Genomic DNA, 25864 nt, shown 5'->3' with positions numbered 1-25864 from the left:
TCAGCGCTGGGCGACCATCGTCGGCGTCACCGGCGCGGGCAGCGCCGTCTCGCCCTCGAGGAACTGGTCGACCGCGGCGGCCGCGGCACGGCCTTCGGCGATGGCCCAGACGATCAGCGACTGACCACGGCCCATGTCACCGGCGACGAAGACGCCGGGAATGTTGGTGGCCCAGTTCTTGTCGCGCTGGACGTTGCCGCGCTGGTCGTAGCCGACACCGAGATCGCTGAGCAGGCCCGGCTTCTCGGGTCCGACGAAGCCCATGGCCAGCAGCACCAGGTCCGCCTCGAGGGTGAAGTCGGTGCCGTCGACCTTCTCGAAGCGGCCGTTGACCATCTTGACCTCGTGCGCCTCCAGGCCGGTCACCTTGCCGTCCGCGCCGACGAAACGCTCGGTGTTCACGGAGAACACCCGCTCGCCGCCCTCCTCGTGCGCCGAGGAGACCCGGTACATCAGCGGGTAGGTCGGCCACGGGGTGGACGCGGCGCGCTCCTCCGGCGGACGCGGCATGATCTCGAACTGGTGCACCGACGCCGCGCCCTGGCGGTGCGAGGTGCCGAGGCAGTCCGCGCCGGTGTCGCCGCCACCGATGATGACGACCTTCTTGCCCTTGGCGTGGATCGGCGGCAGGCCGTCGGCGTCGGTGACGTCGTCGCCGAGCTGCACCCGGTTGGCCCAGGGCAGGAACTCCATCGCCTGGTGGATGCCGTCCAGCTCACGACCCGGGATCGGCAGGTCGCGGGCCAGGGTGGCGCCACCGGCCAGCACGACCGCGTCGAACTGCTCGCGCAGCTGCTCGGCGGTGATGTCGACGCCCACGTTCACGCCGGTCTTGAAGATGGTGCCCTCGGCCTCCATCTGCGCGAGACGACGGTCGATGAAGCGCTTCTCCATCTTGAATTCCGGGATGCCGTAGCGCAGCAGGCCGCCGATGCGATCGGCGCGCTCGAACACGGTCACGGTGTGACCGGCGCGGGTCAGCTGCTGGGCGGCGGCCAGACCGGCCGGGCCCGAACCGACGACGGCGACCTTCTTGCCGGTGATGCGGGTCGGGTAGACCGGGGTCACCCAGCCCTCGTCGAAGGCGTTCTCGATGAGCTCGACCTCGACCTGCTTGATCGTCACCGGGTCCTGGTTGATGCCGAGGACACAGGACGCCTCACACGGCGCCGGGCAGAGCCGACCGGTGAACTCCGGGAAGTTGTTGGTCGCGTGCAGGCGGTCGATACCCTCCCGCCACTGGCCCTTGTACACCAGGTCGTTCCACTCGGGAATCAGATTCCCGAGCGGACAGCCGTTGTGACAGAACGGGATACCGCAGTCCATGCACCGGCTGGCCTGGGTCTGCAGAGTGTCGTGCGAGAACTTGTCCTCGTAGACCTCTTTCCAGTCCATCAGGCGCAGTGGAACCGGACGCCGCTTGGGCAGTTCCCGCGAGGTGTGCTTCAGAAATCCTTGTGGGTCAGCCACGTGCGGCCTCCATGATCGCCTCGTCCACGTCCTTGCCGCTCTTCTCAGCTTCGGAGATGGCGAGCAAAACCTTCTTGTATTCGCGCGGCATGACCTTGACGAAGTGGTTCACCTGCTGCGACCAATCGCTCAGGATGCGATCGGCGACAGCCGAACCCGTCTGGTCACGGTGCTCGGCGACGATGTCGTGCAGCCAGGTGAAGTCGTCACCGGCGAGCTGCTCGATCGCGTCGCTCTGTTCGGGGTTGACCCGCGCGGCGAACGTGCCCTCCGGGTCGTAGACGAACGCCACACCGCCGGACATACCGGCGCCGAAGTTGCGCCCGGTCTCACCGAGGATGACCACCCGGCCGCCGGTCATGTACTCGCAACCGTGATCGCCCACGCCCTCGACCACCGCGGTGGCGCCCGAGTTGCGCACGGCGAACCGCTCGCCGACCACGCCGTTGATGAACGCCTTGCCGCTGGTCGCGCCGAACAGGATCACGTTGCCCGCGATGATGTTCTGGTCCGCGACGAAATCGGCGGGCGCGTTCTGCGACGGGCGCACGACGATGTGACCGCCCGAAAGACCCTTGCCGACATAGTCGTTCGCGTCACCCTGCACGCGCAGCGTGATGCCCGCCGGAACGAAGGCGCCGAAGCTGTTGCCCGCGGAACCGGTGAACGTGATGTCGATGGTGTCGTCGGGCAGACCGGTGCCGCCGTACAGCTTGGTCACCTCGTGGCCGAGCATGGTGCCGACCGTGCGGTTCACGTTCGTGATCTTGGTCTCGAACTTCACCGGCTTGCCGCGCTCCAGCGCGTCCCGGCTCTGCGTGATCAGCTGCTGGTCCAGCGCCTTGTCCAGGCCGTGGTCCTGCGACTTGGTGCAGCGGCGGTCCTGGTACATGAACGCCGTCTCGACGTCGTCCAGGATCGGCGACAGGTCCAGCTTGCTGGCCTTCCAGTGCTGCTTGGCCTTGGAGGTGTCGAGCAGGTCGACCCGGCCGATGGCCTCGTCCAGCGTGCGGAAGCCCAGGGAGGCCAGCAGTTCACGGACCTCTTCGGCGATGAACAGGAAGAAGTTCTCGACGAATTCCGGCTTGCCGGTGAAGCGTTCGCGCAGCACGGGGTTCTGCGTGGCCACGCCGACGGGGCAGGTGTCGAGGTGGCAGACGCGCATCATGATGCAGCCCGAGACCACCAGCGGCGCGGTCGCGAAGCCGTACTCCTCCGCGCCGAGCAGCGCGGCGATCACGACGTCGCGGCCGGTCTTCATCTGACCGTCGACCTGGACGACGATGCGGTCGCGCAGACCGTTGAGCAGCAGCGTCTGCTGGGTCTCGGCGAGGCCGAGCTCCCAGGGACCGCCCGCGTGCTTGAGCGAGGTCAGCGGGGACGCGCCGGTGCCGCCGTCGTGGCCGGAGATCAGCACGACGTCCGCGTGCGCCTTCGACACACCCGCGGCGACGGTGCCGACGCCGGGCTCCGCGACGAGTTTCACGTGAATCCGCGCCTGCGGGTTCGCGTTCTTCAGGTCGTGGATCAGCTGCGCCAGGTCCTCGATCGAGTAGATGTCGTGGTGCGGCGGCGGCGAGATCAGGCCGACGCCCGGCGTCGAGTGCCGCACCTCGGCGACCCACGGGTACACCTTGTGCGCGGGCAGCTGGCCGCCCTCGCCCGGCTTGGCGCCCTGGGCCATCTTGATCTGGATGTCGGTGCAGTTGGTCAGGTAGTGCGCGGTCACACCGAAGCGACCCGAGGCCACCTGCTTGATCGCCGAACGACGCCAGTCGCCGTTCTCCTCGACCTCGAAGCGGGCCGGGTGCTCGCCGCCCTCACCGGAGTTCGAGCGGCCGCCGAGCCGGTTCATCGCGATCGCGAGGGTCTCGTGCGCCTCGGCCGAGATCGAGCCGTAGCTCATCGCGCCGGTGGAGAACCGCTTCACGATCTCCGAGGCGGGCTCGACCTCGTCGATCGAGATCGGCGCGCGCTCACCGGACTTGAACTTGAACAGGCCGCGCAGCGAGGCGAGGCGCTCGGACTGGTCGTCGACCAGCTTGGTGTACTCCTTGAAGATCGAGTACTGGCCCGAGCGGGTCGCGTGCTGCAGCTTGAACACGGTGTCCGGGTTGAACAGGTGGTACTCGCCCTCGCGGCGCCACTGGTACTCGCCACCCACCTCGAGCTCGCGGTGCGCGCGCTCGTTGCGGTTCTCCAGGAACGCCACCCGGTGCCGGGCCGCGACCTCGTCGGCGATCTCGTCCAGGCCGATGCCGCCCAGGTGCGAGCGCAGGCCGGTGAAGTACTCGTCCACCAGTTCCTGCGACAGACCGATCACCTGGAACAGCTGCGCGCCGTTGTAGGAGGCCAGGGTGGAGATGCCCATCTTGGACATCACCTTCAGCACGCCCTTGCCCGCCGCCTTGTTGAAGTTGGCGACGGCCTTGCGGAAGTCGGTCTCCAGGCTGCCGGTACCGAGGTCGAGCGCGCCGCGCTCCAGCATGTCCTCGATGGTCTCGAAGGCCATGTACGGGTTGATCGCGGCCGCGCCGAAGCCGACCAGCATGGCCATGTGGTGCACCTCGCGGGCGTCACCGGCCTCCACGATCAGGCCGACCTTGGTGCGGGTGCGCTCGCGCACCAAGTGGTGGTGCACCGAGGAGGTCAGCAGCAGCGACGGGATCGGCGCCAGCTTCTCGTTGGACTCGCGGTCGGAGAGCACGATGATCCGCGCACCGCCGTCGATGGCCGCCGAGACCTGGGTGTTGATGGCCTCGAGCGCCTTGCGCAGGCCCTTGCCACCCTTCTTCACCGGGTACAGGCCGCGCACGACCACCGAGCGCAGCTCGGGACGCGAGCCGTCGTCGTTGATGTGCACGAGCTTGGCCAGCTCGTCGTTGTCCAGGATCGGCTGTTCGATGGCGATCTGCTTGCACGACTCGGGGCCGGGGTGCATCAGATCGGCCTCGGGGCCGATGTTGCGCTTGAGGCTGGTGACGACCTCTTCGCGGATCGCGTCCAGCGGCGGGTTGGTCACCTGCGCGAACAGCTGCGAGAAGTAGTCGAACAGCAGACGCGGGCGCGCCGACAGCACCGCGATCGGGGTGTCGGTGCCCATCGAGCCGAGCGCCTCGAGGCCGGTCTTGGCCATCGGCGAGATCAGCAGGTTCAGCTCTTCGGTGGTGTATCCGAAGATCTGCTGGCGGATCAGCACGCGGTCGTGCGACATGTGCACGTGCGGACGATCGGGCAGATCGGCGAGCCGTGTCACGCCCTCGTCCAGCCACTGCTGGTAGGGGTGCTCGGCGGCGAGCTCGGTCTTGATCTCGTCGTCGGAGATGATCCGGCCCTTGGAGGTGTCGACCAGGAACATGCGGCCCGGCTGCAGACGCGCCTTCTTGACGACCTTGGACTGGTCGATGTCGAGCACGCCGACCTCGGAGGCCATCACGACGAGGCCGTCTTCGGTGACCCAGATACGGCTCGGCCGCAGGCCGTTGCGGTCGAGCACGGCGCCGATCACGGTGCCGTCGGAGAAGCACACCGACGCCGGGCCGTCCCACGGCTCCATCAGCATCGAGTGGTACTCGTAGAACGCCCGCCGCTGCGGGTCCATGTTCTCGTTGCGTTCCCAGGCCTCGGGAATCATCATCAGCACGGCGTGGGGCAGGCTGCGACCGCCGAGGTGCAGCAGTTCCAGCACCTCGTCGAAGCGGGCCGTGTCGCTCGCACCCGGGGTACAGACGGGGAAGATCTTCTCCAGACGGTTCTTGCCCGCGGAGTCGGTACCGAAGACGTCGCTGTTCAGCAGCGCCTCGCGGGCGCGCATCCAGTTCTCGTTGCCGGTGACGGTGTTGATCTCACCGTTGTGCGCCACCCGGCGGAACGGGTGCGCGAGCGGCCACGAGGGGAAGGTGTTGGTGGAGAACCGGGAGTGCACGATGCCGAGCGCGGACTCCACCCGGTCGTCCTGCAGGTCCAGGTAGAAGGCACGCAGCTGGGGCGTGGTGAACATGCCCTTGTAGACGAAGGTCTGGCCGGACAGGCTCGGGAAGTACACCGACTCCTTGCCGACGGCGCCCTCGCCCGCACCCTGCGAGCCGAGCTCGTGCTCGACGCGCTTGCGGATGACGTAGGCGCGACGCTCCAGGTCCATGCCGGACAGCTGCTCGGCGGCGCCCTTCGGCGAGGCGATGAAGATCTGGCGGAAGGTCGGCATGGCGTCGCGCGACAGCGCGCCGAGCGACGACTCGTCGATCGGCACCTCGCGCCAGCCGAGAACCTCGAGGCCCTCTTCCTTGACGATCTTCTCCACGCCGTAGGCGGCGCGCGCGGCTTCGCGGCGGGCCTGCGGGAGGAAGGCGATGCCGGACGCGTAGGCACCTTCGGCGGGCAGCTCGAAGTCCACGATCGCGCGGAAGAAACGGTCCGGGATCTGGATCAGGACACCCGCGCCGTCGCCGGAGTTCGGCTCGGCGCCGGCGGCACCACGGTGCTCCAGATTCAAGAGTGCCGTAATAGCCTTGTCGACGATGTCGCGGCTGCGGCGGCCGTGCATGTCGACGACGAATGCGACACCGCAGGCGTCGTGTTCGTTCGCCGGGTCGTAGAGACCGATGGGTCCAGGTGACCTGTGGCCAGGAAGTTGCGTCATGCCTCTGCCTTCAAGAAAGTGGCCTTCGAAGAAAAAACGGCCTTTCGTCGAACGCCTCCGTCAAGACTGCGCCCGTACGTTCCGGAATCCAGCCGCGCTGATGGTCTTCCGGCGTGCAGTCACGTCTCCAGTTGTCCACCCGCGATGGATACGTAGTGGGTGCTAGTCGGTAACGGAACGCTTACGTGTTCCTTACCTCCGTGCGGGTGCTCGCCCGCTACTCTGGGCACCTACTTGGTGAGCCCGAGCGGGCGATGGTGCCGAACTTTTCGTGTTCGGCGTAAGAGCAAACGATAAGTCAGGTCCGGGGCCCAACCAACTTAGGTAGCACTAATAACCTGGTCTAGCTGGGCTTCTTCATTTCGGTCCTCCACGTGTGCGCGTCGTCCAGTGTAAAGCAGCGGATGGACCTGGATCGATCCCCCGGCACTCGGTGCCGGGCGGCGGCGATGGGCCACCGACAGAGCGTCCGACGAGGCACTTCGACCCCGAGAACAGGCGCTCACCTGCATCGAAGATGATTTCCCCCGGCCGGACGACGGCAAACCCCTTGTGCCACGGCTAACTCGTCAACGGCCTTGATGAGATATTTACGACAGGGGTGTGACAAGCCTCGGACGGTATCCGACCGTCCGGATTCTTTTGCCCTTTGTGGCTTTCAGCACATTTTCAGCAAACAAGATCAGTAATTTTCGACACAGCGCGTTCAGCGCACATCAACACCCGCGCCAGCGCACTTCAACGACCCCCGCGCCAGCGCTCATCAACAACCGCACCAGCGCACTTCAACACAGCGCCGAGGCGGCCCGAATCAAGGCCAGCCGGTGCAGCGGATCGGCGGTCGTGAAGTGCGCGAAAACGCCGGGCGCCAACCGTTCCATGCAGTCCGGCGCGGCGAGTTCGGCCCGGTGCTCGGCCAGCTGATCGATGATCGCCTTGTTGAGCCGATCGATGGTCGGGCGCACGCCTGTCAGGTCCGGTGGCGCGGCCGGTGCGGCGGCTGGGTCGAACCGCCAGCGCGCGATCAGGCCGTATTGCACGGTCTTACTGGCCTCGATCTGGCCGAAAAACACCCTCCTGACCCACTTTTCGGACAGCCCGTACGCGGCGCCGAGGCGCGCCATCGCGTCGTATACCGCCGCCTCGCGCTCCGGGTCGTCGATCGTCGGGACGGAGCCATCGCGCGCGGCGTGCGCCCATTTGGCCGCGGCAACGGCGTCGGCGGTGTCGATGCGCTGCGCGATCAGCGCGACGAGCGGTTCGAGCGACCCGGGCACCGGCTCGCCGGGAACCGGCTTCGCGCTACCCGCGGCCCACACGAGCAGCGCCGCGGACAGCAGTGCCACCGCAAGTGCGCGCATGCTCCCACCCGTTCGCCCGACAACGACTCACCCTGCCAGGTTAAGGCGAAGCCACGGCCTCCGCGCCGACTCCGCGCACACTGCTCGGCGCGGAAAACGGCACGCCCGAACCCCCTTCGCTGTGAGCCTCGACACATCCGCCGGGCCGTACTCGGTGTGTCGGGCCCTTGCCTGTCACGCTGGGACAACGAATCTGTGACAGTTTCGCCAAGCTGCCAAACGACTGGGACGTAGAGGATGTGAGATCCCCATGACCGTCACCGGCTTGTTCACCTGGCTCGGCGGAGGTCAGACCGGTGAACTCACCGAACGCCACGAACGCGCGAGCTACGCCGTCACCGGAGCTTCCGTCGCCCTGTTCGCCCTGGTAGCGGGGGTCGTGACGACGTTGGCGCTGGCGGCGACCGGCGGCTGGCCGCTGTTGGCCATCGTGCCGCTCGCGCTGATCGTCGCGCTGCTCGCGGGCACCGTCGGCCGCGCACTCGCCACCGCCCGCCCGGGGCGGATGCCGGACCGGCTCGGGCTGACCGGACGCGTCGCGGTGGCCGTGGTCTTCGGCGTGCTGCTCGCCGAACTCGCGGGAACGGCGCTGTTCGACGGCTCGGTGGACAGGGTGCTCGACGAGAAGTCACACGCGGCCGTCGAATCCGCCCCCGCGGTGGCCGCCGCCCGCGCCGGGCTGGACCGTGCGCGCGCCGACCGGACCGCGCTCGACCAGACCATCGCCGCCGCTCAGGCCGATATCGACCGCATGCTGGTGATCGCGCGGTGCGAGTTCAATCCGACGCCGGAGTGCCCGCAGACCCGGATCACCGGCGTCCCCGGCCGCGGCCCCGAATCGCAGACCGCCAACGAGATGCTCCAGGACGCCCGCGACCGGCACGCCGCCGCCCGTGATCGCGCCGCGCAGCTGGATCAGCGCCTCGCCGAGGCCGAAAGCGCAACGGCCGCAGTCCGAACCGCCGCCTTCACGGACGGCGATCGCGGCCTCGGCGCGCGCTGGGTCGCCATGAACGACCACACCGCGGCGTCGGGCGGCGCGCTGCTGCTGCGTCTCGCGACGCTGCTCGCCTTCGTACTGCTCGCCCTGCTCCCGCTGTTGCTGCGCTGGTGGCGCGGCGAGACCTCGTTCGACCGGCACGCCGCCGCGCGCGCCGTGGTGGATCGCGCCGAACGCGAGGCCGAGGCGGCGATCGCCATCAAGCGCGCCGAGGTGCGCGCGGAGGCCGAGAACCTGCGCGCCGAACAGCAGCTCACCGCCGCCCGGCTCGCCGTGGAGGCCGACACCGCCATCGACAGAGAGCGCCAGCGCACCCGCGTCATCGCGGCCATCGGCGGGCTGGAGATCGGCATCACCGAACCGCGCGGCCTGGAAAAGCCGACGCCACACGCCCTGCCAGCCGCACCGGCTGCCGATCGAAAGGACAGCTCCGTGTCTCAGGACGGGATCGTGACACCGAACCTGCCCGCGACCGTCGGCGCGGGCGCGCTGGCGCCCACCGCGAACGCGGGCGCACTGGCATCGGCTCCTGCTGCGCGGCCCGCAGAGCCCAAGGCTGGCGGCGGCCTGGAGCTGCCGATCATCGGGACGGTGCCGTTCACCGACACCGCGGCGCGCTGGATCCGCCCGCTGGTGCCCTCCTTCGTCGCCAACGCGATCGACACCGCGACCCACCCGCTGCGCACGGCGCGGCAGGCCTTCGAAGAGGTGGAGGAGATCACCTTCACGCTGCGCCGCACCAGGAAGGTGACGGTGGACTCGCAGGACTCGCACGCGCAGGCCCCGCAGGCGGTCGCCCCGCCGGTCGGCTACCAGCTGCCGCCCGGGTCGCCCGAGGCATGGCACGCGCACCGCATCGCGTCGTCCGTGGTCGACGCCCACTACCCCCCGCCGCACTATGCGTCGCCGCACGACCCGCGGTATTCCGCGCTGGGCTACGGGCAGCAGACGTACGGCCTGCCGCCCGTCGAACACCGTGACGAACTGGCCGCCCGCGAGCAGCGGGAACTGCCTGGCCCGCGGGGTCAGCGGGAACTTCCGCCCGGTCGCTGACCGAGCGGAACACGCGGTGGCGGCAGCGTGCCGTTCGTGCGGAAGCCTCATCGTGGCGCCGCCGCCATTGGGCTACGTCCAACCGTGGTGACGTCCGCACATGGCTTCGCGCGCGGCGATCTAGTCTGCACGCATGTCGGTGCGTGATGTGACGGCCAAGACGCCCGCGCCATGGGGCTCGCGACTGCTCGGGTCGACCCAGGAGTCCTCGGGTGTGCGTCGCATCCGTATCCAACTGCTGCTGACGGTGCCGCTGCTGCTGGCCAACTTCACCGGCATGGTCGTCTCGCTCGCGCTCGGCGGGTTCGTGCTGCCGGGCCCCTCGGTGTTCACTCGCGACCTGCTGCTGCTGGATGTGCTCGCCGCGCCCGTGTACGCCGGGCTGGCGACGGTGTTCGGCGTGTGGTGGGGCACCACGCGCGGACTCGGCGCGCTGCGCTGGGCGACCGATCCCGACCACGTCCCCACCGAGGCCGAACAGTCCGCGGCGGCGGCGGTGCCGCGCAAGCTGGTGGTGCAGCAGGCCGCGCTGTGGTTCGGCGGGCTCGTCGTCCTGACGACGCTGTACGGATTGGCGGATCCGGAGCTGATCGCGAAGATCGCGTTCGCCGTCGGTTTCAGCGCGATCGTGGTGTGCGCGAACAGCTATCTGATCATCGAGTTCGCGCTGCGGCCGGTGACCACGCGAGTGCTGGAGGCCGCGCCCGCCCACCGCCGGCGCGGCATCGGCGTCTTCGGCCGTTCGCTGCTGGCCTGGATCCTCGGTTCCGGCGTGCCGGTGGGCGGCCTGATGGTGATAGCGGTGCTCGCGCTGGCCCGCTCGGATGTGAGCGTCGAGCGGCTCGCCGTCTGCGTGCTCGCCCTCGGCGGGGCCACGCTCCTGTTCGGCCTGCTGCTGACGACCCAGACGCTGGCCGCCACGGTCGCGCCGATCCAGGGCGTGCGGCAGGCGATGCGTCAGGTGGAGAAGGGCGATCTGGACGTCTGGCTCGCGGTGTACGACGGCACCGAACTGGGCGAGCTGCAAAGCGGTTTCAACCACATGGTGCACGGGCTGCGGGAGCGCGAACAGATCCGCGACCTGTTCGGCAGGCACGTCGGCCAGGACGTCGCGGACGCCGCGCTGGCGGCCGAGCCCGCGCTCGGCGGGGTGGAGACCGACGCGGCCGCGCTGTTCATCGACATCATCGGCTCGACGACGATGACCGCGACCCGCCCGCCCACCGAGACCGTCGCGCTGCTGAACCGCTTCTTCGGCATCGTGGTGGACGAGGTCGAGCGCTGCGGCGGGCTGCTCAACAAGTTCGAGGGCGACGCGGCGCTCGCTGTCTTCGGAACGCCGAGCCCGCTGCCCGACGCGGCGGGCGCCGCCTTGGCCTGCGCCCGCGCCATCCGCGCGCGCCTCGGCGAGATCCCCGAATTGACCGCCGGTCTCGGCGTGGCGGCGGGACGCGTGGTCGCGGGCAACGTCGGCGCCCACCAGCGCTACGAGTTCACCGTCATCGGCGACGCGGTCAACGAGGCGGCGCGGCTTTGCGAACTCGCCAAACAGGATTCGGGCTTGCTGCTCGCGTCCGCGTCGACCGTCGCGGCCGCGGATTCCGCGGAAGCCGAACATTGGGCACTCGGCGAGTCGGTCACCCTGCGCGGCCGCGTCGCGCAGACGACCCTCGCGCGGCCCCGCTAGGCCCTCCCGCCGCGACGGATTCCGCGGAAGCCGAACCCAGCAACCCGGCAAGGCGATCAGCTTGCGCCGCCGCGCGCCGACAACGCTGGCGCCACCGCTGAACCGAAGCGGGCAGCAGCGCTGATCATCGAGGGGCCGACCGCTGGGCTTTGGGAGGGTCGGCTGCACGGCCGCGATTCGGCTTGCGTCGCCGTCGCTCCCGAACCTGTCGTGCCCTCGCCGCAGTGTTCACATGAGCGCGAAGACTCGCACCCCTTGCGGAGTGCGAGTCCTCGCCGATTCACTACTGCGTCGCGCGCAGCCGGAACGCCACGAAGGCGGCGATCAGCAGCACCGCGGCGGTGCCCATCGCGGCCAGGTGGATGCCGGAGACGAAGGCCTCGTGCACCGAGAGCAGGAACGTCTCCGCCGTGGCGTCCGGCAGCTGGCGAGCGAATTCGGTGGCGGCGCCGAGGGATTCGGTCGCCGCGCCCGCGGTTTCGCCGGGCGCTCGGGACAGGTCGAGGCCGTTGCGGAAGATCGCCATGACCACGCTGCCCAGCAGCGCGACGCCGAGGGCGATGCCCGTCTCGTAGGCGGTCTCGGAGACCGCCGCGGCCGCACCGGCCCGCTCCACCGGCGCGGAGCCGACCACCAGGTCCGACGAAACCGTCAGCGCCGCACCGACACCCGCGCCGACGCCGAGGAAACCGAGAACGAACGGCATCGTGCTCGTCGCGACGTCGGGGCTGAGCCAGAGGAACAGCACCGCACCGGACGCCGCTGTCACCAGTGCGCCCGCCAGCACCGCGCCCGCTCGCCAGCACCGCACCAGCCAGGCCGCCGCCAGCGAGGCGACCACGCTGGCCGCCAGACCCGGCAGCAACAGCAGCCCGGCCTGCAACGGCGACTTGCCGAGCACCAGCTGCAGATACTGCGAACCGAAGAACAGCACACCGGCCAGTGCGAACACCGCCAACAGGTTGGTCACCACCGCGGTGCGGAACCTGGGCAGTGCGAACAACTTCAGGTCCAGCATCGGGTGCGCCAGCCTGCGCTGCCTGCGCACGAACAGCACACCCGCGAGCACGCCGACCGCGCCGACGAGGACGAGCGTGGCGCTCGGACCGTGCGCCGCGGCTTCCTTCACCGCGTACACGATCGGCACCAGGGCCAGCATGGACAGCGCCGCGCTCGGCAGGTCGAACCGGCCTGGGTTCGGGTCGCGCGATTCCGGGACGAGCACCGGGCCGAGGGCCAACAGCACCAGCATGACCGGCAGGTTCACCAGGAACACCGAGCCCCACCAGTAGTGCTCGAGCAGCCAGCCGCCGATCAGCGGACCCGCCGCGGCGCCACCGCCCGCCATCGCGCTCCACACCGCGATCGCGACGGTGCGCTGGCGCGGATCGAGGAACATCGTCCGGATCAGGCCGAGCGTGGCGGGCATCAGTGTCGCGCCCGCGACGCCCTGCAGCACGCGGGCGGCGATGAGCATTTCGGGCGAGACCGCCCACGCGGCGACCACGGACGCGATGCCGAAACCGGCCGCGCCGATGAGCAGCAGCCTGCGCCGCCCGACGCGGTCGCCGAGGTTGCCCATCACGACGAGCAGACCGGCGAGCACGAAGGAGTACACGTCGATGATCCACAGCAGCTGCGGCGTGGTCGGCGCGAGATCGGCGCTGATGGCGGGGACCGCTAGGTCGAGAACCGTGGCGTCGACCGCTAGCAGCAGCAGGGCGAGCGCGAGTACGGCGAGGCCCGACCACTCGCGCGCGGTGGCGCGCGGCGGGGCGGTCCTGGTTGGCGAAGCGGCAGAGGTGGCCGCGGTCGTGGTTGGGGCGTTCATCGACTCTCTCGACTTCCGTCGTCGAATTCTTTTTACCGTCCAGACGGTACAGTACAGGACATTACCGTCCGGCCGGTATAGTCGAAAACCGTGACGGCAAACACCCGCGACCGGATCCTGGACGCACTCGAGACATTGCTGCTGGACAAAGGCATGTCCCAGGTGACGCTGGAGAACGTCGCCGCTACGGCGGGCGTCTCCAAGGGCGGGCTGCTCTATCACTTCAAGAGCAAGGACGCGTTGCTCGCCGGTCTGGTCCGCCGCCTCGGTGAACGCGCCACACAGCAGGTCGCCGACGCGCGAGCCAAGGGCACCTCGGTGGCGGAGTGGTATCTCCAGACGCCGAATCCGGACAGCGCCACCGACGCGGTGGAACTCGAGCTCTACCGCTCGATGCTCGCGACCATGCGCACCATCGACGCCAGCCCGGGACCCGAGGTCGACGAGGTGCAGCGCGCGCTGACCGAGCTGATGTCCTCCTGGTCGGACGGGTTGGACGCCGAGATCGACGACCCGGTGCACGCCGACATCGTCCGCCTCGTCGGCGACGGGGTGTATCTGCGCGCACTGCTCGGTTTTCCGCCGATCGAGCCGGAGCGGTACCGCCGCGTGCTGGATCGCCTGCTGGAGCGGTGACACTGTCTCCTCCGGCCCTGCCGCGCACCGGATAACGGGCCCAGGTCGGTCGCGCGCATTAGACTCGGCCGCGTGTTACCAGCCGCTGACCCGGCCGGTGCCGTCGGGGCGGGGAGCGATCCGGTACCAGGGTCCCCTGGAACGACGGTGCCGATCCGGCCGCTGACCTTCCGCGAACTGCTCGACCTGCCGTTCGCCCTCATCCAGGCCAACATCGCCACGCTGGCCGGTACGGCGGCGGCCGGACTCGTCGCGGCCGAGATCGTCGTCGTGGTGATCACCGGAAGCGTCTCGAACGCGACCGACGGGTCCGACGCGGGCACCGCCTGGGCGGCGATCCTCTCGACCGTCGTCTGCGCCTGGTTCCTGCGGCTGCTGCTGCGCGGCGTGACCGTGCCCATCGGGTTGGCGAGCATCGCGGGCGAGCGGATCGGGTGGCGGGCCGCGCTGGTCCGGCTGCGCGCCGTCGCGCCCGCGCTGTTGATCGGACAGGTGCTGTTCTCGCTGATCGGCGTCGCGGTGTTGGTCGGCGGCGGCATTCTGATCATCACCTTTCCTTTCGCGGTGGTCTGGCTCGGCTACCTGCGCGCCAAGCGGTTCCTCGTCGCGCCGGTGCTGTTCGCCGAACACGGCTCGCACGGCGAGGCGGTCCGCCGCACGAAACTGCTTGTCGCGGGCTCGGAATGGCCGCTGACGGGGCTGTGGTTGACTCAGCGCTGCCTGTTCACGCTGCTCGCTGTTCCGCTGCTGGCGATCCCCTGGTTCGTCTCGGATTTCTCCGGCACCCACCGCTGGCCGGTGATCGTGCTGCTCACCGCCGCGGCGCTGCTGCTCGTCGCGTTCGGCGAGATCGTGGAGGCGAGTACCCGGGTGGTGTCCTATATCGATCTGCGGTGTCGCCGTGAGGGACTGGACATCCGGATACCGTCCGGTCGCGAGGGCGCTGGGTCGTTCGGGCGCGACGGCGCCGGGTCGTTCGGGCGCGAGGACGCACGGTGACGCACCCCGAGACACCGCCGCCCCCGCGTCTCGGCCCCGCCGCCGATCATCGCGCCGCCGCCGAGGAAGCGGCGCAGCGCCGCGACTACGACCGCGCGCTGCGCGAACGGTTCCGCGCCGTCCTGCGCGGCATGGAGCAGCACGGCGTGCTGGAAGTTCGGCGTTCCCGGACGGCCGACGAGACCGTCGACGACGTCTCGGCTGTGCTGCCGCTCGAGGTCACCACCGAACTCCAACCCGCCGCACGCAGTTTCGACGAGGTCGTCTACGGCGGCCGCGCGGCCACCGAGGACGAGTACCGCAGGCTCGAATACGCCGACCGCTTCTCGGCCGCGGCCCCACCGCCCGCCGCCGAGCCCGTCGAGCGCGAGGTCGTCGAGGCCGGGCCGCGCACCCGCAGAAAGCTGCCGCCGCTGCCGAGCCTGCTGCGGAATCCGAAGTTCTGGGCGACGCTGGCCGTGGTGGCCGTGCTCGCGCTGCTGCTCTACGCCGCCATGCAATCCTGCGGCGCGCCCACCGCGCCGAAACCGCCGCCGGACATCCCGCCGCCGCAACCGCCGCCCTCCGACAACGACATCGACCGCCCGGACATCGGGGCCGGCGAGGACTCGATCTTCTCCCGGCTGCCCGCGCCGCTGGCCTTCGGCGGCTTGCAGTTCCTGATCGCCCTCGCGCTGCTGATGTGGTGGCGGGCCAGGCGGCGCGGGGCGCTGGTCGGTGAACCGCGCCCGGTGGAGGTCGCCGCCAACGAACTGCTCGCCGGACAGGCCGCGCTGTACCGCAAGTCCCGCGACTACGAGTACGTCGCCGCCAAGCTGCGCGCGGCCACGCTGCGCAGGCTGCGGCCGCTGCTCGGGGTCGGCGCCGACGCGCCGCCCGAACCGCTCGTCGCCGCGATCGCGGCCCGCAGCGGCGCGGACCCGCAACTGGTCGGAAACGCGTTCTTCGGGCCGGTGCCGGACGCGGACGCGCTGCACATCGTCGCCGCACAACTGGAATGGATCGAAACGGAGGTCGGATGACCACGGACATCACGAAGGGCGTCACCGCCGAGCAGGCCGGTGCGGCGTTCGGCGCGCTGCGAGCCGAGATCGGCAAGGCGGTCGTCGGCAACGACAACGCGGTGATGTACCTCGTGCTCGCGCTGCTGTGCCGCGGTCACGTGCTGCTCGAAGGCGTGCCGGGCGTGGCGAAGACGCTGCTCGTCCGCGCGCTGGCGACCGCGCTCGATCTGGAGTACGCGCGGGTGCAGTTCACGCCCGATCTGATGCCGGGCGACGTCACGGGATCGCAGATCTACGACCCGCATTCGGCGGAGTTCACCTTCCGGCACGGCCCGGTGTTCACCAACCTGCTGCTCGCCGACGAGATCAACCGGACGCCGCCGAAGACCCAGTCGGCGCTGCTGGAATCGATGGAGGAGCGCCAGGTCTCGGTCGACGGCAAACCGCAGCAGCTGCCCGATCCGTTCGTCGTGGTCGCCACCCAGAACCCGATCGAGCAGGAGGGCACCTACCCGCTGCCGGAGGCGCAGCTGGACCGGTTCCTTTTCAAGGTCGACATCCAATTGCCCAGCCGCGACGACGAATTCCGCGTGCTGCAACGGCACGCGGCCGGTTTCGATCCGCGCGATCTCACGGCGGCCGGATTGCGACCGGTGGCCGGGCCCGCGCACATCACCGCGGCGAGGGCCGCCATCGCCGACGTGACGATCAGCCCCGAGGTGCTGGCCTACACCGTCGACTTGTGCCGGGCCACCCGCACCGCGCCCGCCGTGCAGCACGGCGCCTCGACGCGCGGCGCGACCGCGCTGATGGCGGCCTCGCGGGCGTTCGCGTGGCTGAACGGGCGCGGTTTCGTCACGCCCGACGACGTGAAGTTCGTGGCGGTGGCGGTGTTGCGGCACCGGCTGCACCTGCGGCCGGAGGCCGAGCTGGACGGCGTCACCACCGAAGGCGTCATGTCCGCGCTGCTCGGCTCGGTCCCGGTTCCGGTCTAGCCGTGGTCGTCACCGGTCGTCTGGTCGCCGTCGCCGCGGCGCTCGGGTTGTTCGTCGCGGTCGTGCTGCCGTCCTGGTACGGGGTCGCGCTGGCGTGCGTCGTGCTCGCGGTCGCGATACTCGTCGACCTGGCCGTGGCGGGTGCGGCGGGCGACCTGACTTTGACCAGGCCGGAATTGACCACCGTGCGCCAAGGCCGCACCGCCGAGGTGGAACTCACCGTCGTGAACACCGGCGCGCGGACCGTGCGCGGTCTGCTCTGGGACGACTGGCCGCGCAGCGCGCGCACCGAGAACCGCAGGCACACGCTGGAACTCGCGCCCAACACCAAAGTCCGGCTGCGCACCTCGCTGCGTCCGGTGTATCGGGGCGACCGGGTCGCCGGTCCGGTGACGCTGCGGCTGCTCGGTCCGCTCGGCATGGCGGGCAGGCAGACCAGGCGCACCGTGCCCGCCCGGGTGCGCGCGCTGCCCGCGTTCCGCAGCGAGCGGCTGATGCGCTCCAAAGTGAAGCGGCTGCAACACCTCGAGGGACGCAACGTCGCCAACACCCGCGGCCAAGGCAGCGAATTCGATTCGTTCCGCGAGTACGTCGCGGGCGACGACGTGCGGTCCATCGACTGGCGCGCCACCGCCCGCGCCACCGACGTGCTCGTCCGCACCTGGCGCCCGGAGCGCAACCGGCACGTGCTGATGCTGCTGGACACCGGGCGGGTCAGCGCGGGCCGGGTCGGCGAGGGCACCCGTCTGGACGCCGCCATCGAGGCCGCGCTGCTGCTCGGCGGATTGGCCGCGGCGGCGGGCGACGGCGTCGACCTGCTCGCCTACGACCGCACCGTGCGCACCGAGGTACGCGGCGTGCGCGGCAACCGCCTGCAACTCCAGCTCATGCATGCGCTGGCGGGCGTCACCCCGGCGCTGGTCGACACCGATAGCGCGGGTCTGGTGCGCGCCACCATCGAACGCGCCCGCCGTCGCAGTCTGGTGGTCTGGTTCACCAGCCTGGACGGCGCCGCCGTCGAGGAGAACCTGCTCCCGGTACTGCCCGTGCTCGCGCACCGCCACCGCGTCCTCATCGTCTCGGTGATCGACCCCGACATCGCCGCGGCCGCCACCACCCGCGACGACGTCTACGCCGCGGCCGCCGCGGAAACCGTCCTCGCCGAACGCGCCCTCGTCCAGGAATCCTTGCGCCGCAAGGGCATCGCGGTGGTCTCCGCCCCTCCCGACCGCCTCCCCGAGGCCCTGGCCGACGAATACCTCGAACTCAAACAGTCCGGCTCCCTGTGAGTTTCGAAGTCCGCCTATCGCATACACGCCCCGCAGGGGTTCGAGGCCTGCGAGGCGTCGTGACCGCCGAGGACCGAGTCGGGAACGCCTGGGCGGCGCGGACGGCCCCGGTGCGGGCGGATACGTGTGAAGCGGCCATGCGACGCAACGAGGTTCAGCGCGAACGGCTGCGCACCCGACGGCTGCGCCGTGCACGAGGCGCGGCCGGGGCAGTTGCGTGTGAAGCGACTATGCGACGTGCACCAGGCCCGGCGAGCGACTGCGTGCGGGCAACTACGCGACGCCAACGAGACCCGGCGCGAGCGGCTGTATCACGCGCGACCACGCCGCCCGAGCGAGGCCCGGCGCGAGCGGCAACGTGCGGCGCTCTGCGACACGAACGAGCTCACACATCCTGTGCACGCCTCACATAGGCGGTGCCTATGTGAGGCGTGCGGTAGGGGTGTGGGGCATCACCCCTGCGCGAGGGCTGCGACGCGGATGAACCCCGGCGTGGCGATCGAATGTGAAGCGACTACGCGAACAATGAGCCAGCGCGAGCGGCTGCGTGAGAGCGACTGGCGACACGAACGAGAGGCCCGACACAAGCGGCGCATAAGAGCGACTACGCCATGCGGACGAGGCACGGGGCGGGGCGGCGCGTGAGAGCGATTACGCCACGCGGACGAGACCCTGGGCGGGCGGAGTGAGGGCGCGGCGTTGGCGTTCGGCGACAATCGCGCCGAGGATCTGCACCGGCGGGTAGCCCTGGGGTGGGGGGACGCGCAGCTGAGCGCAGAGCGCGGTGACGAGTGCGTGGCCGAGACTCGCCTCGGCGGCCGGGGTCAGGGTGCGCAGCCGGGTCAGGTACTGGCGGATGGCGAGGGCCAGATCCTCCGGAATGCCGGAGAGGTCGAGGCGAGCGGCCCAACCCGCCAGCCAAGGCGGCGCGAAAGCCAGTGCGGGGGCTGGCAGGCCGCGCTGGGCGTGCACGACGACGGTGCCCGCGAGCACGTCACCGACGCGGCGGGCGTTCGGCGAACACATCGAGGTGATCACCGCGATCGCGCCGAAACCGCCGAGCATCCAGAAGTCGACGATGGCGCCCGCCAGTCCGCGCGTCATGGCGTGCCGGAAATCGATGGGTCCGCCGTCGGTGCGCACGACCCGCAGCCCGAGCGCCAGCTTGCCGAGCGAACGGCCGCGGCTGAGCGTCTCCCACGCGACCGGGTAGCCGACGAGCACAACGACGACCGTCGCCAGCATGATCGCGTCCACCCATGCCGAGTCGGCGTCCGCGCGCACGACGACGAGGCCCGCCAGCGCCATCAGCAGCACGCCGAGGGTCAGTTGCGCCACCAGGTCGATGAGGAACGCGGTGGCGCGTGTCGGTATCCGCGCGATCGGAAGCTCGAGGGCGACCGCTTCGCCGGTGGTGAACTCAGCCATCTCGATAGCATTCTTGCGACCGGCGGTAGTGGGAGGCAACCGATATGGACGTAGACGCATACAGTTACGCGCACCGGCGGTCGTGGGACCGGCTCGACCAGCTGTCGCGCAGGCGCAAGCTGACCGGCGCCGAGTCCGACGAACTGGTGGCGCTGTACCGGCGCACGTCTCAGCAGCTGGCCCGGTTGCAATCGCACACCCCCGACCCGGAACTCATCGCCGGGCTCAGCGCCCTGCTGGCCAGGGCGCGCGGACGGGTGCTCGGCACCAAAGCCGACACCTGGGGCGAGATCGCCCATTTCTTCACCCACCGGTTCCCCGCCGCCGTCTACCGCGCGTGGCCCTGGTGGGCTTCGGTGGCCGCGCTTTTCGTGGTGGTCTCGGCCGGGTTGGCGATCTGGATCGAGGGTTCGGGCCGCGCCCGCGAGCTACTGGGCATCAGCGGTGACAATTCCGCGATCACCGCGCCGGGCGGCGCGTTCGAGACGTACTACACCGAACACCCGAACGATGCGTTCGCCGCGCAGGTGTGGACCAACAACGCGTGGGTGGCGGCGATCGCGCTGTTCACCGGCGTGCTGATCCTGCCTGCGGTGTATCTGCTCTTCATGAACGCGTTGAACGTCGGCATCACCGCCGGTTTGATGGCCGAGGCCGATCGGCTCGATTCGTTCTTCGGTTTCATCCTCCCGCACGGAACCCTGGAGCTGACCGCGGTTTTCGTCGCGGGCGGCGCGGGACTGAAGCTGGGCTGGACGCTGGTCGACCCCGGTCGGCTGAGCCGGATCGAGGCGGTCGCGAGGCAGGGCAGGGCCACTGCGACGATCGCGCTCGGGCTGGTCGGCGTGCTGTTCGTTTCCGGCCTGCTGGAGGGTTTCGTGACCCCGAGCCCGCTTCCGGCCCCGGTGCGGATCGGAATCGGCTTCGCGGCGGAGGCGCTGTTCTTCGCGTACGTGTTCGGCGCGGGACGGCGCGCGGCGCTCGCGCAGGACGCGGCGCGAACCTTGCCGATCGAGGAATCGGAACGGTGGCAGACAACCCCGGGCACACGCTGACTGGAAAGGCTTCGGACAATCGGCAGCAACGCCATGTCACGGAACGGTTGCGATATCCCCCATTTGAGTTCCGCTGGCCGCAGCGAGTCGTGCTCGAGCTGCGGCCAGCGTTACCGCCAACTGTACACAATCGTTATGCCCGCGCAACCCTCCGCGCCGGTGTCGCGCGTATAAAGCAGCGCGTCAGCAAACCCCTCTGACCACCCACTTTTTCACACCAACAGCTAACTCATGGCTGACGCTCGGGCGGTCGGTTTTCCTCCCTTCCAAGATCCCCCGCGGCGAAGTTGAAAACCACTACTGAAACCCGTCCGCGAACCGAACAATTGGCTGCGTAATGGTTAGCCGAAGCGCCTGTCGCGCATCGGTATGTATTCCGCCCGACGCATCTACCAGGCGTTTTGTCAACTCGTTTTCGGGTTGCCGCACGTTCTTGAAGCTAAAAGCGACCCAAGGTCTGTTTATAGCCGACTAAACAAGATTCCCACCCCGCCGGGACGGCATGTGGTGTACACGCATCAAGCCGATCCGGATGATTGCCAGACGCGCAATTGGCCACCCGGGCCCGAACATCACGCGATACCCCAGCACCGAAACCGCAACCGAAAGCGCCTCTGTGATCTTCGCCTCACCGTCTCGCTCAGCGGGGCGAAAGCCCAGGACGGTGCCGGTTTCCGGTATTGAAACGACAGCGTCCGGCCGAGCTCGAAAACTCGACCGGACACATCAGTCGGCGCCGAATAAAGTGGCCTGGATCACGCTTCCGCGAGACCGAGCCGCGCGTGCACCAGCCGCAGCGGGCGCGGTGCGAACCAGGCCGCCGGACCGAGCAGCCGCATCGCCACCGGAACCAGCACCCCGCGCACCAGCGTGGCGTCGATCAGGATGGCCAAACCGGCGCCGAGACCGAAGAACTGGATGAACCGCACGTCGCTGGTGACGAACGCGAGGAAGCTGATCGAGATCAGCGCGGCGGCCGTGGTCACCAGCCGGCCCGTGCGTGCGAGCCCCTCGACGACGGCGTCCCGGTTGGAGGCGCCCTTGTCGTGCATCTCCTTGATCCGGCTGACCACGAAAACCTCGTAGTCCATGGACAACCCGAAGGTGATGCAGAACAAGAGCAGCAGCATCGACACGTCCAGCGGCGCGGGCGTGAAGCCGAGCAGTCCCGACAGGTGCCCGTCCTGGAAGACGAAGACCATCAACCCGAGCGTGGCCGCGAGACTCAACACGTTCGACAGCAGCGCCCGCAGCGGCTGCACGATGCTGCCGGTGAACAGGAAGAGCAACACGAAGGTGGTGAGCACGATCCACGCCACCGCCACCGGTAGCCGCGACCCGATCGAGGCCAGACTGTCGCGCAGCTCGGCCACCTGACCGCCGACCAGCGCCGTCGCGGGCGCGGGCACGTCGCGCACCCGGTCGACCAGTTCGCGCGCCTCGGCCGAGTTGCGGTCGAGATCGGTGAGCACCGTGAGTCGCTGCGCGTCCGGCTTGGCGAACCTGGCGTCCGCGGGCGAACTCGCGGTGCGCTCGCCCCGCACGAAAGTGCCCACGCTGGAATCGACCTGAGTGACGTGGGTCACGCGCGAGAGCGCCGCCGCGTACTCGGCGAGCGGACCCGCCTCGACGCCGGAGGTGGTGACCACGGAAAGCGCGTTGCTGTCGCCGCCGCCGAAATCCTCGCGCAGCGCGTCGCCGACCTGGCGAACCTCGGTGCTCGTCGGCAGCACGCGATCGTCGGGCGTGCCGAACTGGACGTTCAGCAGCGGAGCCGCCGCGAGCAGCAGCGCCGCCACCACGGGGACGCCGGTGAGCAGCGGCCGCCGCATCGCGAAGCCCGCGACTCCCGCCCAGAACGGCGCCGAGTCACCGCGAATGCCGCGCACACCCGGCACTTTCCACGCGTCGGCCTTGGCGCCGAGCGCGACGAGCAGCGCGGGCAGCGTGATCACGGCGGCCGCCGCCGAGATGGCGACGACGCCGATGCCCGCGTAGGCGAACGAACGCAGGAAGTACTGCGGGAAGATCACCAGCGAGGAGAGCGCCGCCGCGACGGTCGCCGCGCTGAACACGATGGTGCGCCCGGCCGTGGCGACCGCGCCGACCACCGCGTCGTCGGGCGACGCGCCTGCCGCGCGCCGCTCCCGGAAACGGCTGACCATGAGCAACCCGTAGTCGACGGCGAGGCCGAGGCCGAGCGCGGTCGTCAGGTTCACCGCGTAGACCGACACGTCGGTCACCGAGCCGAGAATCGAGAGTTCGGTGAAGGTGCCGAGAATCGCGACGCCGCCCACCACCATCGTGAGCAGCGCGGCGATCACATTGCCGAAGGCGAGCACCAGCAGCGCGAGGATGAGCGGCACCGCGATGCCTTCGGCGATGCCGAGATCCTTGCCGATCTGTTCGGTGACGGCCTGGAAGATCGCGTTGCTGCCGCCGATCTGGACGTCGGCTACCGGCCCGTCCGAGCGATATTCGGCGACGATCTCCTCGGCGATCTCGGTTTCCTTGGTCGGGTCCCGCTCGGCGCCGCCCGCCAGGACGACCGCGGCCGTACCGTCCGCGGACCGCATCGCCGGAGAGCCGGTGTCCCAGTAAGAGACGACATTGGTGAGCCGGTCGTCGGCGGCCAGTCTGCGCGCGAGATCCCTGCCGAACCCGGCGGTCGCCTCGGCGTCGACGCCGCCCTGCTCGGCTCGGATCAGGAAGACGTAGTCGGTGTCGGCGCCGAACTTGTCGGCGAGTTGGACGGTCGCGGTGCTGGATTCCGCGTTCGGGTCCTCCTGCCCGCCGGGTTGCATCTTGCTGAACGCGGTGACGCCGAGCGCGCCGCCCGCGATCAGGGCGAGCACGCTCGCCACGAGTATCCAGCGAGCGTGTCGGGCCACGAAGCGGCCGAGTTGTTCGAACATGTCGAGCCTCCAGTCGAGCATGTTGGCATGTGTAAACTTTATGGGCGTTAACTTGCCATCGATGTGTGCGAGTGTCAACATCGAACGGATGACGAAATCCGAGCGGGAAGGGCCGTATCACCACGGCGACCTGCGCAATGCCCTGGTGCGCGCGGCCGCCGCACTCGCCGAGACCGGTGGACCCGAGGCGGTCACCGTGCGGGCCGCCGCGCGCCGAGTCGGCGTCACGCCCACCGCCGCCTATCGGCACTTCACCAATCACGAGCAGTTGCTCGGCGCCGCGCAGGAGCAGGCGCAGCAGAGCCTGTTCGGCGCGATGGCCGAGACCATCCGGACATTCCCGCCCGACGCCGACGCGGTGACCCGGCTGTTCGCGGTCGGACGCGGGTACATCGTCTTCGCGCTGCGCGAGCCGGGCCTGTTCCGCACCGCGTTCTGCAACCGCGAGGAGGACGACCCCGAGAACTGGAACTCCCCCGCCTTCGATCTGCTCTCGGATCTGCTCGACGAGCTCGTAGAGATCGGTTTCACCGATCCCGCCGACCGGCCGGACGCCGAGTACGCGGCGTGGTCGGCGGTGCACGGGATGGCGTCGCTGCTGGTCGAACGCGCGCTACCCGACACGGGCCCGCGAGCCAGGGATCTGGCTATCGACCGCACCCTCGCCGTGATCTCGCGCGGACTGGCGACCGGACCGAACGCCGCGGATTTCGGCCGCGATGCGCGGCGAGCAGCAATGCCGGACGCTGCGGACTGAGCGGCGCGGTGCGCACAGCCTGTGGATAAATGCGCGGAAGTCGTTGTGAGCGGGCGTTGTTCCGTGTTCCGCGTGTGTCGCGGACCGGATATCCACAGGCCGGGCACGGAATCGGCTATTCGAGAATCGGCTCTCTACCAGCCGAAATGACGCGTAGACGCGAGGCGGCCATGGCACTCGCGTTGGCGCGCAAGGATTTTCACGAACGGCGGTGGCAGTTGTCCACAGCTCGCCGCACATCCCCTGCGCCGCACACGTTTTCCACAGGAAGGGCCGGACTATCCACAGGTTCGTGCGAGGTTGTCAGCCGACCCGCAAAACGCCGGTAACCGTGCCTTGCAGCACCCGCCCGCTCGCGGTGACGAGCGGCGACATCTGGAGCGGATCGTCCACGATGGTGCCGGGCAGCGGCGAGTTCGAGACCACCGCGCCGGTGCCGGGATCGATGACGGTGAACGCGTAGCCGTCCAGCGGTGTCGTGACGTCCACACCGCGCCGGGTCACCGTGTAGACGTAGCCGTCCGCGGTGGACAGGTGCGGGACCGCCGCGCTGCGGACGGTGTTCTCCCATACCGTGCGGCAACCGCCCGCGTCATCGATGTCCACGCGGGTCATCCCGCCGACGAACGGCGCGTTCGGCGGCACCGCCGGGCCCGCGTCCTCCGGCACCGCCGGATACGGGTAGCCGTAGGTGCTCGCCACGATAACCGACCTGCCGATGCCGACCGGCGAATTCTCGCTGCCCGCACCGCCTTTCGTCAGTACCGGCTGCGAACACACCAGCTGCCCGGTGCCCGAGGCGTAGACGAGCACCCGCACCTGACCGTCGGCGTTGTCGACGATGGTCAAGTAGTCGGCGCCGGTGCGCGGGCCGAAGTAGGTCGGTGTGGAGCCGGTGCCCCAGCTCAGCTGTCCCGGTTTGCGCGCGGAGCCGCGGTCGTAGGTCGCGCGCCAGATCACCTCCGGGCGCCCGGCCGTGTCGGCGCGCAGTTCGTAGAGCGCGTGCGTGGTCGCCACGGCGATCCGTCCGCTCGGCGCCGCCGAGATGCTGTTGGCCACCAGCTCACCTGCGGGCAGCGGCGCCGTCGCTGTCGCGCCCGCGGGCGTCACCAGGCCGACGAGCCCTTTGCCCGTGGCGAACCAGACATTTCCCGACCAGTCCGGCACCAGGCCGGTCACGTTGTCGTCCGCCGGGATCGCGCCGGAAAGGTCGGTGCTGGTGTCGACCCGCAGCTGCCACCTGCCCCGTGAGTTCTCGGCGTGCGCGACGCGCAGCAGGGCGCGTTCACCGTCGACCACCACCAGGCGATCGGCGTTGTCGAGATAGGCGTACACGCCGCCGAGCAGGCTGCCCTTGGCCAGTTCCAGCGAGGCGAGCGAGTGACCGACCGGCCCGGCGCCCGGATCGAGCAGATGCACCGTCGGAGCTCGCCCGGCGATGGCAGTGCAGAGCGCGACGACGAGCCCGTCGGAGCCCTGTAGCAAAGTCGGGCACGCGGCCGCCAGCGGATAGGCGCCGACCCCGCGCAGACCTGGCCCGGGCCCCGCGAGCGGAGTGGCGTCCGAGGACCCGGCGTCACCGTGCATGGTCGACGTGCCGTGCGGCCCGAGATGCGGATTCGGCGGCGCGAGCGGCCCCCACTGCTCCGCCGCCTGCGCCTGCCCCGGCGATCCGAGCGCCAGGACACAAGCGGCGAGCACAGCGAGGGACCGCGTGCGAGAGGTGCTGCCCACGGGAGTTACGA

General features: G+C 69.8%; 16 protein-coding genes. 9 read left to right on the top strand and 7 right to left on the bottom strand.

Features of this window, described 5'->3' with window-relative positions:
- From T333_RS03200 to aroQ, 3 genes are all read right to left on the bottom strand, one after another.
- Window positions 1-1470, bottom strand: a complete 1470-nt coding sequence (locus T333_RS03200; RefSeq protein ID WP_354998243.1) for a glutamate synthase subunit beta — start codon at window positions 1468-1470, stop codon at window positions 1-3.
- The gene (gene gltB, locus T333_RS03195; protein WP_354998244.1) at window positions 1463-6109 is read right to left on the bottom strand and encodes a glutamate synthase large subunit; all 4647 of its coding nucleotides are present in this window, start codon (window positions 6107-6109) and stop codon (window positions 1463-1465) included. Before gltB ends, T333_RS03200 begins: the two co-directional genes overlap by 8 nt.
- A 785-nt stretch (window positions 6110-6894) precedes the next feature.
- Window positions 6895-7470 carry a gamma subclass chorismate mutase AroQ gene (gene aroQ, locus T333_RS03190; RefSeq protein WP_357245707.1) on the bottom strand — a complete coding sequence of 192 codons (576 nt, stop codon included), beginning with the start codon at window positions 7468-7470 and terminating at the stop codon, window positions 6895-6897.
- Between the two features lie 250 nt (window positions 7471-7720).
- On the opposite strand from aroQ, the gene T333_RS03185 reads away from it, so the two are divergent.
- Together T333_RS03185 and T333_RS03180 are read left to right on the top strand one after the other, a co-directional pair.
- Window positions 7721-9523 (top strand): DUF4407 domain-containing protein, encoded by a 1803-nt coding sequence (locus tag T333_RS03185; RefSeq protein WP_496423624.1) that lies wholly within the window; start codon window positions 7721-7723, stop codon window positions 9521-9523.
- A gap of 133 nt (window positions 9524-9656) precedes the next feature.
- Window positions 9657-11210: an adenylate/guanylate cyclase domain-containing protein gene (locus T333_RS03180; RefSeq protein WP_496423623.1), complete on the top strand. Its 1554-nt coding sequence runs from the start codon at window positions 9657-9659 to the stop codon at window positions 11208-11210.
- A 283-nt stretch (window positions 11211-11493) separates the two neighbouring features.
- Here T333_RS03180 and T333_RS03175 read toward each other — a convergent pair whose 3' ends face one another.
- Window positions 11494-13041 (bottom strand): MFS transporter, encoded by a 1548-nt coding sequence (locus tag T333_RS03175; protein WP_496423622.1) that lies wholly within the window; start codon window positions 13039-13041, stop codon window positions 11494-11496.
- Window positions 13042-13131: 90 nt separating this feature from the next.
- On the opposite strand from T333_RS03175, the gene T333_RS03170 reads away from it, so the two are divergent.
- The 5 genes from T333_RS03170 (at window position 13132) to T333_RS03150 (ending at window position 17964) form a co-directional block, all read left to right on the top strand.
- Window positions 13132-13677 carry a TetR/AcrR family transcriptional regulator gene (locus T333_RS03170; protein ID WP_354998249.1) on the top strand — a complete coding sequence of 182 codons (546 nt, stop codon included), beginning with the start codon at window positions 13132-13134 and terminating at the stop codon, window positions 13675-13677.
- Between the two features lie 147 nt (window positions 13678-13824).
- Window positions 13825-14676: a hypothetical protein gene (locus T333_RS03165; protein ID WP_496423621.1), complete on the top strand. Its 852-nt coding sequence runs from the start codon at window positions 13825-13827 to the stop codon at window positions 14674-14676.
- Window positions 14673-15698 carry a DUF4129 domain-containing protein gene (locus tag T333_RS03160; protein WP_354998251.1) on the top strand — a complete coding sequence of 342 codons (1026 nt, stop codon included), beginning with the start codon at window positions 14673-14675 and terminating at the stop codon, window positions 15696-15698. The genes T333_RS03165 and T333_RS03160 overlap by 4 nt, the downstream gene beginning before the upstream one ends.
- Window positions 15695-16675, top strand: coding sequence for an AAA family ATPase (locus T333_RS03155; RefSeq protein ID WP_357245692.1), 981 nt, complete (start codon window positions 15695-15697; stop codon window positions 16673-16675). The genes T333_RS03160 and T333_RS03155 overlap by 4 nt, the downstream gene beginning before the upstream one ends.
- A gap of 2 nt (window positions 16676-16677) precedes the next feature.
- A complete protein-coding gene (locus T333_RS03150) occupies window positions 16678-17964 on the top strand; it encodes a DUF58 domain-containing protein (protein WP_496423620.1) in 1287 nt (428 codons plus the stop codon).
- Between the two features lie 651 nt (window positions 17965-18615).
- Here the strand turns inward: T333_RS03150 and T333_RS03145 are convergent.
- Complete coding sequence (locus tag T333_RS03145; RefSeq protein ID WP_354998254.1) at window positions 18616-19392, bottom strand: RDD family protein; 777 nt, start codon at window positions 19390-19392, stop codon at window positions 18616-18618.
- A 44-nt stretch (window positions 19393-19436) separates the two neighbouring features.
- On the opposite strand from T333_RS03145, the gene T333_RS03140 reads away from it, so the two are divergent.
- Window positions 19437-20447: a stage II sporulation protein M gene (locus T333_RS03140; protein ID WP_496423619.1), complete on the top strand. Its 1011-nt coding sequence runs from the start codon at window positions 19437-19439 to the stop codon at window positions 20445-20447.
- Between the two features lie 755 nt (window positions 20448-21202).
- On the opposite strand, the gene T333_RS03135 is transcribed toward T333_RS03140, so the two are convergent.
- Window positions 21203-23383 carry an MMPL family transporter gene (locus T333_RS03135; RefSeq protein WP_496423618.1) on the bottom strand — a complete coding sequence of 727 codons (2181 nt, stop codon included), beginning with the start codon at window positions 23381-23383 and terminating at the stop codon, window positions 21203-21205.
- A 67-nt stretch (window positions 23384-23450) separates the two neighbouring features.
- Here T333_RS03135 and T333_RS03130 point away from each other — a divergent pair, with 67 nt between their 5' ends.
- Complete coding sequence (locus tag T333_RS03130; RefSeq protein WP_357245680.1) at window positions 23451-24119, top strand: TetR/AcrR family transcriptional regulator; 669 nt, start codon at window positions 23451-23453, stop codon at window positions 24117-24119.
- A 303-nt stretch (window positions 24120-24422) separates the two neighbouring features.
- On the opposite strand, the gene T333_RS03125 is transcribed toward T333_RS03130, so the two are convergent.
- Window positions 24423-25853, bottom strand: coding sequence for a hypothetical protein (locus T333_RS03125; RefSeq protein ID WP_496423617.1), 1431 nt, complete (start codon window positions 25851-25853; stop codon window positions 24423-24425).
- Window positions 25854-25864 lie beyond the last annotated feature (11 nt).

It is taken from the genome of Nocardia sp. CNS-044 (assembly GCF_059570515.1).
Note: the sequence above shows the minus strand (reverse complement) of the source record. Positions and strands in the feature narration are given on the sequence as shown.

Bases quoted from the DNA above. Each gene is read 5' to 3' on its own strand.
- gltB (WP_354998244.1), bottom strand. From the start codon at position 6,109: ATGACGCAACTTCCTGGCCACAGGTCACCTGGACCCATCGGTCTCTAC.
- aroQ (WP_357245707.1), bottom strand. From the start codon at position 7,470: ATGCGCGCACTTGCGGTGGCACTGCTGTCCGCGGCGCTGCTCGTGTGG.
- T333_RS03185 (WP_496423624.1), top strand. From the start codon at position 7,721: ATGACCGTCACCGGCTTGTTCACCTGGCTCGGCGGAGGTCAGACCGGT.
- T333_RS03180 (WP_496423623.1), top strand. From the start codon at position 9,657: ATGTCGGTGCGTGATGTGACGGCCAAGACGCCCGCGCCATGGGGCTCG.
- T333_RS03175 (WP_496423622.1), bottom strand. From the start codon at position 13,041: ATGAACGCCCCAACCACGACCGCGGCCACCTCTGCCGCTTCGCCAACC.
- T333_RS03155 (WP_357245692.1), top strand. From the start codon at position 15,695: ATGACCACGGACATCACGAAGGGCGTCACCGCCGAGCAGGCCGGTGCG.
- T333_RS03145 (WP_354998254.1), bottom strand. From the start codon at position 19,392: ATGGCTGAGTTCACCACCGGCGAAGCGGTCGCCCTCGAGCTTCCGATC.
- T333_RS03140 (WP_496423619.1), top strand. From the start codon at position 19,437: ATGGACGTAGACGCATACAGTTACGCGCACCGGCGGTCGTGGGACCGG.
- T333_RS03135 (WP_496423618.1), bottom strand. From the start codon at position 23,383: ATGCTCGACTGGAGGCTCGACATGTTCGAACAACTCGGCCGCTTCGTG.
- T333_RS03130 (WP_357245680.1), top strand. From the start codon at position 23,451: ATGACGAAATCCGAGCGGGAAGGGCCGTATCACCACGGCGACCTGCGC.